Source organism: Streptomyces sp. NBRC 110035, assembly GCF_000829695.1.
Classification (GTDB): domain Bacteria; phylum Actinomycetota; class Actinomycetes; order Streptomycetales; family Streptomycetaceae; genus Streptomyces.
On the sequence record NZ_BBNN01000039.1, the window covers coordinates 21,646 to 37,163 of the forward strand.

Here is a 15,518-nt window from a genome sequence, read left to right on the forward strand (position 1 = left end):
TCAGTGGCTGGTGAGCATGCCTTCCCGCAGGCGGCCCAGCAGACGCGAGATCAGCCGGGACACATGCATCTGCGAGATGCCGAGGCGCTCGCCGATGTCCTTCTGGGTGAGTTCCTCGACGAACCGCCAGTGGATGATCTGCCGGTCGCGTTCGTCCAGCTCGGCGATCATCGGAGCCAGGGCGTGGAAGTCGTCCACGAGCGCCAGAGCGGCGTCGTCCGTACCGATGAAGTCCGCCAGCGCCGACTCGCCGTCCTCGCTGCCGCTGATGGTTGCGTCCAGGGAGGCGGAGGTGTAGCCGTTGGCCGCGAACCGGGCCTCGACGACCTCGTCCTCCGGGAGGCTCATCAGCTCGGACAGTTCCTTGGTGGTGGGGTTACGGCCCAGACGGCTGCACAGCTCCTCGGTGGCCCGGGCCAGCTGGACACGGGCCTCCTGAAGCCGGCGGGGCACGTGCACGGCCCACGAGGTGTCACGGAAGAACCGCTTGATCTCGCCGACGATGTACGGCACGGCGAAGGAGGTGAACTCGACCTCACGGGTCAGTTCGAACCGGTCAATGGCCTTGATCAGGCCGATCATGCCGACCTGGACGATGTCCTCCATCTCCTGCGGCCCGCGGCTGCGGAAGCGGCCGGCCGCGAAGCGGACCAGGGAGATGTTCATCTCGATCAGCGTATTGCGCGCGTACTGGTACTCGGGCGTCCCCTCCTCGAGCGTCGTCAGCTGCTCGAAGAACAGCCTCGACAACTCCCGCGCGTCCTTGGGCGCCACCTTCGACGGGTCCGCAATCTCCGGCATCGCCGTGGTGGTGTGCTCGGTGGTCTGTGCGGTCGCCGTCACCATGATGTGCCCTCCCAGTCGATCGGCCTTGCCTCTGCCCGTCTCATCGGCCGACGGTCGAGCGGCTACCCCGAACAACGGGGCGCATGCCTCGGTCTTGCCTGGCGGGCCGTCGAACCCAACGGGTCTGTGTGCAGCACGTCCTGATCTTCGTCCGCTCCACAGGGCGCGCCGCCCCGGGACGCAGCGGCGTTCCGACATCCCGGGGATGCGCCGGCCGGCCTACTCGTCCACGGCGTGGGGCCGCGATCCCGCACGCAGGTCGGTCTGCGCCCTGCGGCCGGCGCGACGGCTGGGCGCCTCCATCTGTGTGCTCCGTATACGTCACGGCGGTCGGGCGGGTGGCGCGGCGGAGGCCGTGGACCTGGGTGGCGAGGAACCGGCGCCGGGTGGGGCCGGAGCGGGGCGGGCGGGGTGGGGGCGCCTCTTGAGGGCTGCGGGATCTCCCCTACGGTGGACGGGGCGGGCGAGCTCGCCCGGTGTGCGGCGGTCGTCCCAGATGCTGTTCTCGTGTGCCGGACGCAGGATGAGCTGTTTGACGGTGGGCACGGCCGAGGACCGTCCCGGAAGGCGGCGCCCGGTGCTGTCCGCTTCCGAGAGACCAGGCACCGATGCCACGCCGGCAGGACCGCCCGCCGGGCCCCGAAGACGGCGCCCGCCTCCCGCCGTGCCGCATCGTCACACGAGTCATGCGCCTGCGGGCATCCCGCGGTGTTCTTTCCTCACGCCAGCGGGCTGTCGGCCAGGGACGCGAGCAGTTGGGCGGGGCTGTCGTAGACCGCCCGCGCGCCCGCCTCCTCCAGGTCGGCGCGCGGAATACCGCCGCACAGCACGCCGACGCAGTGCACCCCGGCCCTGCTGCCCGCCTTCATGTCCCACACGGTGTCACCGACGAACACCGCGCGCTCGGCGGGCACCCCTGCCAGCTCCAGAGCGTGTTCGACGGGTTCGGCGGCCGGTTTGCCCTGCTCCACGTCGTCGGCGCCGGCTGTGGCCTTGATCGCGTCGTCCGCGTCGATCGCCCGGCGCAGCGCGGACAGCTCCGCGCCCCCGGCGGAGGTGGCGAGTACCACCGTCCAGCCGTCCTGGTCGAGGCGGCGCAGCAGCCGGCCGGCATCCCGCAGTGCGGGCAGCCGGTCGAAGTACTGCCCGTAGAGGGCCTTGTGGGCGGCGCTCAGCTCCTCGTCCAGGTCCTTGTCCCGGTCGTCCCCGAGCAGATGGGCGACGAGGTCGCCGGAGCCGAGCCCGACGGCCCGGTGGATCGCGTGCATCGGCACCTGGTGGCCCGCCTGCCGGAACGCCTCCCACCAGGTGGTCACGTGGAGGTGGTTGGTGTCGACGAGGGTTCCGTCGACGTCGAACAGGGCAGCCCGTTCCATGCGCCGGTCCCTTCCTCTCTGTCGTCGTGTGCCACGGACGTATGACGTCCTGTTGTCGCGGACGTCCGTGTCGGTACGGGTTCCACGTCAGAGGCTTGTCACTCCGGCCGGAACTCGACGGCTGCTCGCCGCCGCCGGGCGGTGCGCCGCGCCGCACCGGGTACGCGTCGGCGGCGGAGGGTCCGGCCACCGGGCCGAGATGCTCTCCGGCTACGACGGTCTTGCCAGAGCCGCGTAAATATGTACGCCGGCAACCCCACCCCCTCGCCTGTGCCGGCGACCGGGCGTGAGGGGGCTCCCGGCTCTGGACGACAGCCGGGGCGTTCCCGTCCCAGGTCCACTTCACCCTGAACGGGCAGGACTCCCCCACGCTTCGGGCCTGCCCAGCAGCGAGTCCCACGCCGTGCGGGGCGGCCTTGCCGTATTCACCGTGTTCGAGGGGAAGGTCCGCATGATGCTGCAGGTCCCGAAGCACCCCCTCACCGAAGCGGGTTCTGGCGCACCTCGGCGGTGAACAGGCTGCTGCAGGTGTGCTGCCGGACGGGGCCCGGCGGCACGGAGACCACCACCGTCACCGACGGGGCGAGCGCCCTTCACCAACCCCGTAGGCGCGGCCTCCTCACCCGAGGGAGAGGGCCTGCCGGCGTTTCACGGTCCTCAGGGGATGAAAGGGGTGGCGGAGCGGGCCCGCTCCCACATACCGGGCAGTTGTTCCTCGGGGCGCTGCTGCTCACCGTGCAGGGCGTTGAGGATCACCAGGCATCCGGTCAGGGCCGGTACCGCCCACTGCGCGTAGCCCAGCTGCCGCCGGGCCTTGTCGATGTCGATGGGATGCTGCTGCGCCTTCTCGACGTCCTGCGGGTCGGAGGAGGAGGCCAGCTCGACCTTCTTGCCCAGGATGCGGGCGTAAGCGGTGGCGGCCAGGGCTCCGGCGGTGACGAGGGTCTTGGCCGTAGTGGAGGCGGCCACACCCTTCTGCGCGGCGACCCGGTGGGTGTTCACGGCGAGCAGCCCGCCGCCGCCGAACAGGTGCGCACCGATGGCAGCGGCGTTGACCGGCGCCCACTTCGCCCAGCCCGACGAAGCAATCAGTGCCTTGGCCTGGTCCGTTCCGCCTTCCTCCTTGGCCGCACCGTTCAGGCCGACCGCGCCCATGAGTGAGCCGCCGAACCAGGCTGCCAGGCCCACATCGTGCAGGCTGCGGATCCAGGTATTGCGTTCGGACACGAGAGCGCTCCTTCGAAGGGCTGTGAGTTGACAGGAACATCGAGCACTCCCTCACCCTCACCCGGCCATGCTCTCGCCGCCATCACTGCTGACCCGGGCGGGTGATCCGCTTGCGTGTGGCGGCGCTTCAGCGGCATCGCCTGTGTTCGCCGAGCTGCACCACGGTCACCCGGACCCTTCTTGGGCAGGTCAGTTTCGCCGCCAAGACCTGTGGGCCGTTCCTCCTAGGCGACTGCCGTCGCAGCACCGCCGGGGCTGCGCGGGGCGCCGCCCGTGACGTGGGGATTCCTCATCAGGAACGGGCGGCCAGGACATCGCGTGGTTCACCCACGGCGGGTACGCGATGGCGGCCGGCGGGGATCGCTTGGTACAAGTCCTTCACCCGCAGGGGTACGAGCCCCGTGCGGTGTACCAAGGCGGTCAGCCCTGCTATGAGGGGTACATGACCCGTTCACCGCCTGAATGGCGGGGGGGGTTCCCGGCCGGGAGACCGTCCGTGTGCCTTCGGGACGGGGCACGGGATCGTGGTGCCTGAGCCGTACCGGCCCTCGAGTGGTGCCCGGTTCGTCGTCCGGGGAGCCGGAGCGGGACGGCCACCGATGGCTGAACCACCGGACGACCGGGGCGATGACGAGCAGAAACATCGTCCGGGCAAGCCGTCCCTTCGAGGCTCTGTCAGGCGGGGGCGTCCTGAGGGGCCCGGGGACGGGGTGATCCCTGTCCCCCTTCCTTCTTCCCTTTCCTCCTGGGGAGCCACGGCAGCCGGGTGATGGGGGCGTCGGTGGCGAGCGGGGCGGGAAGCACGTCACGATGCCTCGCGTACGGGCCACGCGCCGGCCCGAACTGCCGATGCGCAGCCACCGGGAGCGAGCCGCAGTGGCATGCACGGGATTCCGCGCCACTCCGCCGATCGCGGGCACGGCCGTCTCGTTCGTGGTCGCGTACACCTCGATCGCCTGGCGCTGAAGTTCGTGGCCAGACCCCCTTTCAACGCGTTCGTGCCCTGGCGGGTCACGGTCGGACCACTGCTGGGTGCCCGGGGTCCCGCCCGGCCCGGGAGCGGGTCCGGCTGCTCGTTCTTGACAGCCGGCCCCCGTTGCCCGCAGGATCACTCCCGTGAACCTGTCAGACAGCCAGACAGGTGACTCGGTGCCGCGGCGCGTCAGCGCGATGGAAGCGGTGCTCGGTCATCTGCGGAGTGCCATTGAGCGCGGTGACTACGCCGTGGGGGACAGACTGCCCTCCGAGGCGGAGCTCTGCCGCCGCCTGGAAGTCAGCCGGCCCGTACTGCGGGAGGCTCTGCGAGCCCTGCAGACGATGGGGTTGACCGTCTCCCGGACGGGCAAGGGCACGTTCGTCGTCTCGAACGGGCCGGTCGAGGACCCCACCTTCGGCGACTACGCGGCCAGCGACCTGCTGGAGGTCCGGCGGCACGTCGAGATCCCCGTCGCGGGCTACGCCGCCGAGCGCCGCACGCCCGAAGACCTCGACCACCTGACCCACCTCCTCGACCGGATGGAACGGGAGACCGACACCACCGCGTGGGTGGCCATGGACACGCTCTTCCACCTCGCCGTCGCGCAGTCCGCCCAGAACCCGGTCTTCCGCCGGGTGATCGAGGAGATCCGGGACGCGCTGGCCCGGCAGTCGGCGTTCCTCAACGAACTCGGCGGCCGCCGCGAGCAGTCCAACCGTGAGCACCGCGCCATCGTCGAGGCGCTCGTCGACGGCAGCGAGCGCGACGCGACCGAGGCCATGGCCCACCACCTCGACCGCGTCGAGACGACCCTCACCGCGATCGTCCGCCCCGGACGCACCGACGGCGCGGACACCCCCACGGAAGGCGGAGGACCCCAGGCGTGAGCGAGCATTCCCTCGAAGAGCAGATACGCCGTACCGGTCCTGACGCACGCCGGCGGGGAGCGGGTCGCACGGAAGTCCGAGGTGGAGGTACGAGCATCAACACACATACCGCGTACAACAGTTCACTCGCCGAGGCACCCTCCGTCCGAGAACCGCAGCACGCGCCCGTCGCCCATCTCGTACGCGGCGACGTCATCGAGGGGGTCCACTACGGCTCGGTCGTCGTGCTCGCCGCGGACGGGAGTGTGGAGCTGCAGATCGGTGACATGGAGGCGGCCTTCCACCCGCGCTCGGCACTCAAGCCCGTGCAGGCCGTGGCACTGCTGCGGGCCGGGCTGCCTCTCGACGGAGACCTGCTCGCGCTGACCGCCGCCAGCCACTCCGGCGAGGAACGGCATCTCTCCGGCACCCGGCGGATCCTGGAGCTCGCCGGGCTCGCCGAGGACGATCTGCGCAACGTCACGGACCTGCCGTTCGACCCGGTGGTCCGCGAGGACTGGATCCGTGCGGGCCGGCTGCCGTCGAGGCTCGCGCAGAACTGCTCGGGCAAACACGCCGCGATGCTCTACACAGCACGGCTCAACGGCTGGTCGCTCGACGACTACCTCGACCCCGCGCACCCTCTCCAGCAGGCGATCGCGGAGATCGTCGAGGACCTGACCGGTCAGAGCATCGCCCAGGTCACGGTCGACGGCTGCGGCGCTCCTCTCTTCTCCGTCTCGCTGCACGGGCTCGCGCGCGCCGCCGCCCGCATCACCACGGCCCCGCCCGGCACCCCCGAAGCCCGAGTGGCCGACGCGATGCGCGAGCACGCCGAAATGGTGTCGGGCTCCGGCCGCGATGTCGCCGCGCTGATGCGGGCCGTGCCGGGACTCCTCGCCAAGGACGGCTTCGAAGGGGTCCAGGTCGCGGCGCTCCCGGACGGCCGGGCCGTCGCCGTGAAGATCGCGGACGGCGCGGACCGGGCGCGCGTACCGGTGACCGCGGCGGCTCTCGCACGCTGCGGCGTCGACCCGGCCGCACTCGCCGAGTTCGCCGGTGCGCCGCTGCTCGGGGGCGGTGCGGTGGTCGGAAGCATCCGCCCGGCGCGGGCGCTCGAGCCTCTGACGACGCCCTCGTCGCCCGGTGGAACGCACGCCTGATTCACCACCGCCCGCCCTCCCCCGGCTCACCCGCTCCAGAAGGAAGACCCGCACCGACATGACCGTCCGCAGTGAGCACGACCTCCTCGGCCACCGTGACGTCCCCGCCGAGGCGTACTGGGGTGTCCACTCCCTGCGTGCCAAGGAGAACTTCCCCGTCACGGGAACGCCGATCTCCACCTACCCGCACCTGATCGACGCGCTCGCCGCCGTCAAGGAAGCCGCCGCCCGCGCCAACGAGGAACTCGGCCTGCTGGATCCTCGCAAGGCGGCAGCCGTAGTCGAGGCCTGCCGCGAAATCCGTGCAGGGAAGCTGCACGACCAGTTCGTCGTGGACGTCATCCAGGGCGGGGCCGGCACCTCGACGAACATGAACGCCAACGAGGTCGTCGCGAACCGGGCGCTGGAGCTGCTCGGCCACCCGAAGGGCGCGTACGAGTTCCTGCACCCGAACGAGGACGTCAACCTCGGCCAGTCGACCAACGACGTCTGCCCGACCGCCGTCAAGGTCGCCACGGTCTTCGCGGTACGCGGCCTGCTCGAGGCGATGTCCGTGTTGCAGGACGCCTTCGCGGCCAAGGCGCTGGAGTTCCGCGACGTGCTGAAGATGGGGCGTACGCAGCTGCAGGACGCCGTGCCGATGACGCTCGGGCAGGGGTTCTCGGCGTACGCGGTGATGCTGGACGAGGACCGCAGCCGGCTCGCCGAGGCCGTCGAGCTGATCCACCAGATCAACCTGGGCGCGACGGCGATCGGCACCGGGCTCAACGCACCCGCCGGATACGCCGAGGCCGCGCGCCGCCACCTCGCGGACATCACGGGCCTCCCGCTGGTCACAGCCGCCAACCTCGTCGAAGCCACCCAGGACTGCGGGGCTTTCGTCCAGGTGTCCGGCGTGCTGAAGCGCATCGCGGTGAAGCTCTCCAAGAGCTGCAACGACCTGCGTCTCCTGTCCTCCGGGCCGCGCGCGGGCCTGAACGAGATCAATCTGCCACCGGTGCAGGCCGGTTCGAGCATCATGCCGGGCAAGGTGAACCCGGTGATACCCGAGGTCGTCAACCAGGTCGCCTTCGAGGTGATCGGCAACGACGTCACGATCACCATGGCGGCCGAGGCCGGCCAGCTCCAGCTGAACGCCTTCGAACCGATCATCCTGCACTCCCTCTCCGAGAGCATCACGCACCTGCGCGCCGCCTGCCTGACGCTCGCCGAGCGGTGCGTCGCCGGGATCACGGCCAACACGGACGTGCTGCGCACGGCCGTCGAGAACGCCATCGGCCTCGTCACCGCGCTCACCCCCCACATCGGCTACTCGGCGGCCACCGACATCGCCAAGGAAGCCCTCGCCACGGGGCGCGGCGTCGCCGAACTCGTCCTGGAAAAGGGCTTGCTGCCGGCCGACACGCTGGCCGCGTTGCTCCGTCCGGAGGTTTTGGCGGGGTCCCGGACCGGCTGAGCACGGGCGGGTGCGGGCCGGTGGGGGCTTGTCGCGCGGTTCCCTCCGCGCCCCTCGAAAGCCCGGGGCCGGTTCGTACGCTGCGGCCGGCCACGAACCACCCGCACCCGCCCACCCGGCTCGGCTCGGCTCCACCCCATGGCGCACCCCGGAGGGCCCGACGGCACAATGGCGATCATGACCTCGTCCCACACCTTTCAGCCCCTTCTGCACCGTATCGCCGCCGAGATCGAGAGCAGGCCCGAACGCGGTCGGCCCGCCGACTACATCCCGGCGCTCGCGGCATGCGACCCGCACCGGTTCGGCATGGCCGTCGCGGAGCTGGACGGCACGGTGTACGGAGTCGGGGACTGGCGGCAGCCGTTCTCCACGCAGTCCATCTCCAAGGTCTTCACCCTCGCCCTCGACCTGGCCCGCGAGGGCGACACGCTGTGGGCGCACGTAGGCCGTGAGCCCTCCGGCAACCCCTTCAACTCGCTGGTGCAGCTGGAGTACGAGAACGGCATCCCGCGCAATCCGTTCATCAACGCCGGCGCACTCGTCGTCACCGACCGCCTCCACACCCAGACCGGCGACGCGGCGGGCACCCTCCTGGAGTTCCTGCGCGCGGAGAGCGACAACGCGGAGCTCGCCATCAACAAAGGTGTCGCCGCCTCCGAGTCCGCCCATGGCGACCGCAACGCCGCGCTCGGCCACTTCATGGCCTCGTACGGGAACATCGGGAACCCGGTTCCGGTCCTCCTCGACCAGTACTTCCGCCAGTGCTCCATCGAGGCATCCTGTGCCGACCTCGCCCTGGCCACCGGTTTCCTCGCCCGGCACGGCATCCGCGCCGACGGCACCCGTCTGCTGACCCGGAGTCAGGCCAAACAGGTCAACGCGATCATGCTCACCTGCGGAACGTACGACGCCGCGGGCGACTTCGCCTACCGTGTGGGCCTGCCCGGCAAGAGCGGTGTCGGCGGCGGCATCATCGCCGTCGTCCCCGGCCGCTGCACGCTCTGTGTGTGGGGGCCCGGTCTGGACGAGCGGGGCAACTCGGTGGCGGGAGTGGCGGCCCTGGACCGCTTCACGACGCTCACGGGACTGTCGGTGTTCTAGCGCCGTCCCACTGGACCGTACGGACCCGGTCCAGTGGGACGGCAGGCATGCCGTGGCTGCCGCTCAGAGACGAGTGTGCGCTTTCCGCCACTCCGCGCTGAGACGCCGCCCAGGTGTCGGCCGAGGGTGCTCCGTCGATCTGCGTCGCTGTCATGTGCTCGGGCTCGCGGGTTCGGCCGTTCCCGCGGTGGGAGGCGAGACGGCCGGTGCCCTGCCCGTGCGGGAGCTGCCGAGCCCGGTCTCCGGCCGCGCGGCGCTCGGACTGGTCGGCGTGCGCTTCGGGGCGGTGCCGCAGCTCCGACGCGGCAGAGAGGCCGGCTCAGGTGAACAGCGCGGATCCATGCACACGGTTGAGGCCAGAACAGCCTTCGGAAGGCATTCCCCGCTCCGCCGAAGAGGGGGCATCCCCTGGCTCGGCCCGGAGTTCGCGGCTCACCGTTTCAGGTCTTGTGACTCAGCGTTGCGACGGGCCGGCCTGCGTTCGGGGCGGCCATGCGGGCAGCGGGGGACCAGGAAGCCGACCGATGGGGATTCAGGGGGGCGGAGCGCCCATCGGCTGCTCCGGGGTCCGCTCGGCGGCCTGCCTCTTCAGTTCGGCCCGGAGGCCGTCCGGGGTGAGCGCCAGCAGTTCGCCGATCGACCGGTTCCATGCGTCAGCCGCCTGTTCCACCGCGGACCGGAAGCCTCGCCGCACCGGGCGCCCGGCCACCATCAGGGCGACAGCGGCGACCGGCCGCAACAGCCACCGGCCACGCACGGTGAGCGCGACGTCCACCTGCCACCGGCCGCCGTCCGCCCGCCGCGGGCGCAGACACAGACGGGCCTTGCCCAGCCGGTGCTTCAGCCGTGCCGTCGCCGGGGCACGCACCGCCGGCGGGGCCCCGGGCGCGAGGCCGGTCGCCGCCCACCATGCGACCAGGTCGAGCCGTGCCTTTCCCGACCCCCGGCGCAGTGCCCCCGATCCTTCGGGGCCCCGCACCCGTCCTTCGACCTCCAGCAGTCGTGGTCGGTCGGGAGTGCGCAGTCGCAGAGTCATCCGTACCGTCGCATCGTCCGAGACCAGTAGCTGTTCCACGGCGATCGCGCTGCGGCGCTGCCACTCACGTACGAGCAAAGCCACCTGATCCGTGGCCCCGGCCTCCGAGAGCTCGTACCGCGCGCCGGGCCGCAGATGCCGTCCCTCGACCAGTCGCACGTCCTCGACCGGCTGCCCGTCCTCCAGGAGGATCTCCTCTCCCTGGGCCCGGGTGGATTCGGCCAAATCGAAGATCAGCCCGGTGAGTTCCTGGAGTCGGTCGGGTTCCAGGGCGAGGACGGACACGGAGTGCCGGAGAACGGTCATGCGGCCCTCCCCCCGGGGACCGGACGAACCGGCCGTGCTGTTGGAGGCCGCCTTTGCAATGCGCTCACTGTCCCCGTCCCTCCGTCGGTCCCACCTACGCTGTCAGGGGTACGCGCAGCCCTGGCGTGCATCTGCGTTCAGCACAGCAGGTCGGAATGCTACAAGCAGGGGCGCCGCTTGGCGGAGCCCCTGCGGGAGCCGGCCGGTACCTTGGCCGGCCAGATCTCGGCCGGCCCACGGAAGTACTCGGTCGCAGGTCTGTGGCCAGCAGGTGTGTCCGATGTCGGCGTCGAGGAGGTGGAGTGGGACGCCGCGGGTGGTTCGGACGGTGGGCGGGTCGGTGGCGTTGCCGGTCCGCAGGGTGAGTTCGGCGAGGTGGTAGACGATCATGCGCCCGGTGGGGCGGACGCGGTGGTTGTCGGGGGAGTGGCCGTTCATGGTCTGCCCGGGGTCGAGCTCCCGTCCGACCTGCCGCTCGGTCAGGCAGAAGAACGGTGGGCCGGGCAGGTGACCTGGATCAGGTCATGTCCGGCGTCCACCTGGTGGGCGGGGGCGGACGTCAGCAGTGCGTACCAGCCGTCGACAGCGGCTTCGGCCCTCGGCACGCCCGGGTGGAAGTGCCAGGCCAGGGCCGGGGCGCCGGCCTCGTTATCGGTGACGGTCCAGCGCAGACAAGAGGTGGCACGGCGCTTGGCGGCGATGACACCGATCCGGGCGACGGTCTTCTCCCCGGTCTTGCAGTGGCGTCCGCCGACCGCGGTGGTGAACTTGTCCGGGTCCTCCGCGGCCTTGTCCAGGCGTTTGTCCCGGGCGGCTTACCGGGCGGCGGCGTTCGCGGTGGGGCGGACCGGGACCCGTCGCACGGTGAACGCCGGATCGCTCTTGCGGGGCCCGGTCAGGGTGTGGGGGTCCGCCAGCACGCGGTAGGTCTCGCGCCGCTCGGTGGGCTTGCCCGCGTCCCGGTCCGGCGGCCAGTCCGCGACGACGGTGGCCTGCGCGAGATCGAGAGCGGCACAGACCTCGTCCTCGAGCTGCGCGGCCGGGGCCGGGGCGATGAACCGGCCCCGGAGCCACCGGAATCCGCAAGGGCCGAAGCACCCGATACGCAGCGACATCTCAAGGAGCGCCCGATGAGCACCTCACGCCTCAGTGGCTGGCTGACCACCCGCCGGCCCTTCGTATGCCGGGGATTCCTGCTCCTCGTGTTCTTCGGGCCGGGCGCCCTGTCCCTGCCGGGGCTCGTGGGCCGCGGGGAAACCGACGTCCGGCCCGCTGCTCGCCCGGAGCCCGGGCAGCGGGTGGGCGATTGAGCGGCGCCGGGACGAGGACGTCCGGCATGTCGTGTCCGTTCGGTCCGGACGGGACGTGGTGCCACAGGTCCCTCGCGGTCAGGCTGCCACCGGCCGCGCTCAGCGCGCCGGTGGTCTTGGGGACCCTTGGCGCTGGTCGCCGCTGTGCCGGCGGAGCCGGTCGGTGTGGCGGGCGACGTCGTCGACGCGCGCCGCGAGGTCGGGGTGGGCGGACACCAGGTGCGGGTGCGTCACCGTCAGGGGGCCGACGAGGGCGCCGGCGTCGTTCTCGGCGAGGGCTGCGGTGAGTTCGGCGAGAGGGGTGCGGGCGGTGGCGGGAAGATCGGTGAGCGCGGTGATCCGACCGGCGAGCTGGCGCAGGTCCGCGGCGTTGGCGCGGGCCCACACGGTGACGGTGCGGTCGGCGGCACGGCGGTCGCGGGTGGCCCGCACCCGCTGTTCGCTCGTGGACCCCGGGGTTCCGGGGCGTACGCGCAGGTAGCGGCGTTCGGCGGCCTGGCGGCTGGAGACACCCAGGGGATGGGCCAGGTCGGCCCAGCTGGCACCGGCCTCCCGGGCCTCTTCGATCAGGCCCGGTTCCCACCCTGCGAGCTGATCGCGGACTTCACGGAGCAGCAGGAGAGCGGCGAGTGCCTGTTCCGAGCCGGTCCGGTCGGGCTCGGGGCGCACCTCGTCCTGCGACGTCCGGGCGGTGTGCAGGGCTTCGTGGATCGTGTTCAGGGCGGCGGCGGCGAGGAAGGACGTGGGGCTGAGACCGCGGGCGCGCGGGGTGGGCCGATCATCGCTGATCATGGAATCTCCAGCAGAGGCAGACAGTGTCGTCATCTCGGTGACACTCAACTTGTCATCACTTGGATGACATGTTACAACGAAGGCAGGTGAACCGCATGGGCAGCAAAGTGCCCGGCCTGAACACTGGAGGTGTTTCACCATGTTGATGCGCACCGACCCCTTCCGTGAGCTCGACCGGCTCACCCAGCAGCTCCTGAACACGACCGGTACCTGGTCACGGCCGTCGGCGATGCCCATGGACGCCTACCGTGAAGGCGAGGAGTACGTGATCGCCCTCGACCTGCCCGGCGTCTCCCCGGACGCGATCGAGATCGACGTCGAACGGAACATGCTGACCGTCAAGGCCGAGCGGCGGCCCGTCACCAAGGCGGACGACGTCCAGATGGAGCTCTCCGAGCGGCCCCTGGGTGTCTTCTCCCGCCAGGTCGTGCTGGCCGACACCCTGGACACCGAGCAGATCAAGGCGGACTACGAAGCGGGTGTACTGACCCTGCGTATCCCGATCGCCGAACGCGCCAAGCCACGCAGGATCGCCATCGGCGGCTCCGCCCACAAGGAGATCAGCGGCTGAGCCCCCTCCCGGCCGCGCGGAGCACGGGGGTGACGGCCGCTCCGCGGCCGCCCCTCGCTCCGCGCCGGCGCGTAGGGCAGAAGGCAGCGACACCCCCTCCCCCGACCGGGCGGCATCGGCGGCCGGCGAAAGGACCCCGACCGCCGCCTCCCCCGCCACCTCTCACGAGAAAGGCAACCGCGTCACCGATGATCCCCCAGCAGGAGCCATTCCGGTCCACCGTCAGCACGACCTACGAGCAGATGCTGGAAAGAGTGCGCTACGAAGGCGCATACCCCACCCGCGCACGGGCCGAGCAGGCCGTGCGTGCCGTGCTGGCCTCCCTCGGGCGGCAGCTGGCAGGCGACGAGCGCGTGGCGCTGGCGGCCGAGCTGCCCCACGAAGCGGCCGACATCCTCACCTCACAGACACCCGCCACCCGGCCCCTCACCGGCTGGGGCTTCGTCGAGGACCTCTCCTACCGCACCGGCGGCACACCGGCCACCACCCGCTGGGACACCGGCACCGTCCTGCGCATCGTCGCCCAGCTCACCGACGAGACACTCCTCGACCGTATCCTCGGCCGGCTTCCCACCGGTTACGCCCTGTTGTTCGGCCGTGCCGAACTCACCCAAGCCGCCTGACGACACCCAAGGGCCGTGCTGCTGCGGAGCCGGGCCCCGCCGCTCAACGAAACGAGCGGGCTCCACCAACCGGCGCCTTCGACGGCTGACGCGACCACGCGTCGTCCAGGCACGGCCACGACGTGCCTCCGGCCAGGTGCACGACCCTCAGGCCGTTGGTTGGGGCCATCGGGCGCGGTGTCGGTGAGGTATGCGTAACCGCGGCACAGGTCCGCCGGTGCCCGGCCAAGAGTGAGCAGCGGCCGGGGTGGAGCCACCCTCGATGTGACGTCTCCGGACCCCTTGCCCGCCGGTCGTCCTCTGTGGCGGCCCCCCGGGGTGCTGGTCACGCCGCGCGTCGGAGTGTTCACCGACTTCTTCACAAGGGACCCCTGGACTTCCCGGTGCGGCAGTTGCACCGCTGCGCGTGGGGCGAGCCACTCGCGCACATCGCGCCGACCGGGGACGGCGCGGGATGAGGCACCGCTCTCGGTGGTCAGCGTGTTCGCGCACCGGGAGCACCCGGGTAGCCACGCGTGGCCGATCTGGTGAGATTGTTGTGGACGCGTCTGAGGTGTTTCGCCACGGCGCACGGCACACCGTCCGCGGCACACTGACGGCAGGTTTCGAGATGCCTCTCGTGCGAGACACGTGCCTGCTCCAGAGGGTCGTGCGAGGGCTGCATGATGGTTCCTGGAAAGGAAAGGGGTGCCGCGGACGATCTGCCCGCGGCCCGCGGGACGGGAAGGAGGCCGCGGCTGGTTGCCCGAGGCGCCCACCGCACATTTGATCTTGTTACTGAGGGTATGACAAGTTGTTCTTCGGGCCGGACAACTCCGTTACCGATGGAGCCAGTTGTCCCTGGCTGATCCTCTCCCCCAACCAGCCTGGTCCGGCACCCTGCGGGCCGAGGTGGGCAACGAGGTCCGCAGCGTCGGTCCCGGTGGCCCGACCCCACCGTTCCCCCTGTGACCCGTGCTCCTTGCGGGCTCACAGCCCCCGACGGGTGAAGTCAATGGGCCGCGTCGTGAATCACGAGTTTGAATTCGGCCAGCGTCACCAGCCGGGGAGCCGCGTCGTTGTGCGTGACGCGCAGCGCCAGGGGTGTGCCGGGGTCGACGAAGACACCGTGGTTCTTGACGTAGTACTGGCCGCCCGGTGTCGGGGTGCGGTGCTCGGTCGCCGTCGTGTCGTCGGGGTTCGCGGTCAGGCCTAGCGGGTCCCGCACGAACTGGTCGCGCAGCTCGGTGTAGCCACCGGAGGAACCGGCGGCCTCCCACTGGATCATGGCGTGCAGATGGCCCCAGCCCGCCTTGGACGGCCAGACCAGCCCGCTGCGGTCGTCCGTCGCCCAGTTGCCCACCACGTACCCGTCGGGCTGAACCGCCTGGTGCATTCCGAACCGGTCGGTCGGCTCCGCCGCACCGAACGGAAACCTCACTATTCGGTACGTGCTGCCGGGTGGGATCAGTTGGTCCGTGTCGGTCTTGAGGGAACACACCCGCACCCCGGGGGCGGCGGTCTCGTCAGCAGACATACAGCGATGCTGCCCGCCGTCGGACCGGCCGATGCCGGGACCTGCCGATCCGGCGGACGGCGCTCGACGCACGGCGGACCACGGAGTGTGCTCGTGCGCCGCCTCGTGCGCCGGAGGGCTGCAACCACTGGTCCGCGGTGCGTGTCCTGTCGGCTGCCGCGCCTTCACAGGTGCGGCCGACTGCCCGCCCGCGGTGAGGGGTCCGCCTTGTCCTCCCGTGCATCGCGCAGGCGCGCCGCCACCGCGGTCGCGGCCGTTGTCACCCTTACGGGGGCGGCGCCCGCGGTGTCCCGTGCCGGTGTCCCCTCGTCCGGTTCCGTCGTATCCGGGGTCACGGCGGTGTTCCGAAGCTC

General features: G+C 71.2%; 16 protein-coding genes and 1 pseudogene. 9 read left to right on the top strand and 8 right to left on the bottom strand.

The features are described from left to right. The 3 genes from TU30_RS26270 to TU30_RS26280 all read right to left on the bottom strand — a co-directional run bounded on the left by TU30_RS26270 (position 1) and on the right by TU30_RS26280 (position 3,449). Positions 1–846, bottom strand: a complete 846-nt coding sequence (locus tag TU30_RS26270) for an RNA polymerase sigma factor SigF (protein WP_042174407.1) — start codon at positions 844–846, stop codon at positions 1–3. Between the two features lie 719 nt (positions 847–1,565). Further along, positions 1,566–2,222 carry an HAD family hydrolase gene (locus TU30_RS26275; protein ID WP_042174410.1) on the bottom strand — a complete coding sequence of 219 codons (657 nt, stop codon included), beginning with the start codon at positions 2,220–2,222 and terminating at the stop codon, positions 1,566–1,568. A 657-nt stretch (positions 2,223–2,879) separates the two neighbouring features. After that, on the bottom strand, positions 2,880–3,449 hold the full coding sequence (locus TU30_RS26280; protein WP_042174412.1) for a hypothetical protein: 570 nt from the start codon (positions 3,447–3,449) through the stop codon (positions 2,880–2,882). Positions 3,450–4,259: 810 nt separating this feature from the next. On the opposite strand from TU30_RS26280, the gene TU30_RS36605 reads away from it, so the two are divergent. The 6 genes and pseudogenes from TU30_RS36605 to TU30_RS37665 all read left to right on the top strand — a co-directional run. Beyond that, a complete protein-coding gene (locus TU30_RS36605) occupies positions 4,260–4,415 on the top strand; it encodes a hypothetical protein (protein WP_176726270.1) in 156 nt (51 codons plus the stop codon). Positions 4,416–4,619: 204 nt separating this feature from the next. Then, positions 4,620–5,312 (top strand): FadR/GntR family transcriptional regulator, encoded by a 693-nt coding sequence (locus TU30_RS26285; protein WP_042174471.1) that lies wholly within the window; start codon positions 4,620–4,622, stop codon positions 5,310–5,312. 95 nt (positions 5,313–5,407) lie between these two features. Then, entirely contained in the window at positions 5,408–6,454 is a 1,047-nt protein-coding gene (locus tag TU30_RS26290) for an asparaginase (protein WP_042174473.1), read from the top strand. Between the two features lie 58 nt (positions 6,455–6,512). Then, positions 6,513–7,910 carry an aspartate ammonia-lyase gene (locus TU30_RS26295; protein WP_042174414.1) on the top strand — a complete coding sequence of 466 codons (1,398 nt, stop codon included), beginning with the start codon at positions 6,513–6,515 and terminating at the stop codon, positions 7,908–7,910. Positions 7,911–8,078: 168 nt separating this feature from the next. Continuing rightward, positions 8,079–9,011, top strand: coding sequence for a glutaminase (locus TU30_RS26300; RefSeq protein WP_042174416.1), 933 nt, complete (start codon positions 8,079–8,081; stop codon positions 9,009–9,011). A 97-nt stretch (positions 9,012–9,108) separates the two neighbouring features. Further along, positions 9,109–9,300, top strand: a pseudogene (locus tag TU30_RS37665) (hypothetical protein); the annotation flags it as partial. A 243-nt stretch (positions 9,301–9,543) separates the two neighbouring features. Here TU30_RS37665 and TU30_RS26305 read toward each other — a convergent pair. The 3 genes from TU30_RS26305 to TU30_RS26315 all read right to left on the bottom strand — a co-directional run bounded on the left by TU30_RS26305 (position 9,544) and on the right by TU30_RS26315 (position 11,468). After that, positions 9,544–10,353, bottom strand: a complete 810-nt coding sequence (locus TU30_RS26305; RefSeq protein WP_042174419.1) for a hypothetical protein — start codon at positions 10,351–10,353, stop codon at positions 9,544–9,546. 479 nt (positions 10,354–10,832) lie between these two features. Continuing rightward, positions 10,833–10,958 carry a hypothetical protein gene (locus tag TU30_RS38075; RefSeq protein WP_256082651.1) on the bottom strand — a complete coding sequence of 42 codons (126 nt, stop codon included), beginning with the start codon at positions 10,956–10,958 and terminating at the stop codon, positions 10,833–10,835. A gap of 210 nt (positions 10,959–11,168) precedes the next feature. Beyond that, positions 11,169–11,468 carry a hypothetical protein gene (locus TU30_RS26315; protein ID WP_042174421.1) on the bottom strand — a complete coding sequence of 100 codons (300 nt, stop codon included), beginning with the start codon at positions 11,466–11,468 and terminating at the stop codon, positions 11,169–11,171. Positions 11,469–11,483: 15 nt separating this feature from the next. Between TU30_RS26315 and TU30_RS26320 the strand changes: the two genes are divergently transcribed. After that, complete coding sequence (locus TU30_RS26320; protein ID WP_042174423.1) at positions 11,484–11,663, top strand: hypothetical protein; 180 nt, start codon at positions 11,484–11,486, stop codon at positions 11,661–11,663. Positions 11,664–11,762: 99 nt separating this feature from the next. On the opposite strand, the gene TU30_RS26325 is transcribed toward TU30_RS26320, so the two are convergent. Next, complete coding sequence (locus tag TU30_RS26325) at positions 11,763–12,455, bottom strand: hypothetical protein (protein ID WP_042174425.1); 693 nt, start codon at positions 12,453–12,455, stop codon at positions 11,763–11,765. Between the two features lie 139 nt (positions 12,456–12,594). On the opposite strand from TU30_RS26325, the gene TU30_RS26330 reads away from it, so the two are divergent. Together TU30_RS26330 and TU30_RS26335 are read left to right on the top strand one after the other, a co-directional pair. Then, positions 12,595–13,026, top strand: coding sequence for an Hsp20/alpha crystallin family protein (locus tag TU30_RS26330; RefSeq protein WP_042174426.1), 432 nt, complete (start codon positions 12,595–12,597; stop codon positions 13,024–13,026). A 188-nt stretch (positions 13,027–13,214) separates the two neighbouring features. Beyond that, positions 13,215–13,649, top strand: coding sequence for a DUF2267 domain-containing protein (locus TU30_RS26335; protein ID WP_042174427.1), 435 nt, complete (start codon positions 13,215–13,217; stop codon positions 13,647–13,649). A 991-nt stretch (positions 13,650–14,640) separates the two neighbouring features. On the opposite strand, the gene TU30_RS26340 is transcribed toward TU30_RS26335, so the two are convergent. After that, entirely contained in the window at positions 14,641–15,165 is a 525-nt protein-coding gene (locus TU30_RS26340) for a hypothetical protein (protein ID WP_042174428.1), read from the bottom strand. Positions 15,166–15,518 lie beyond the last annotated feature (353 nt).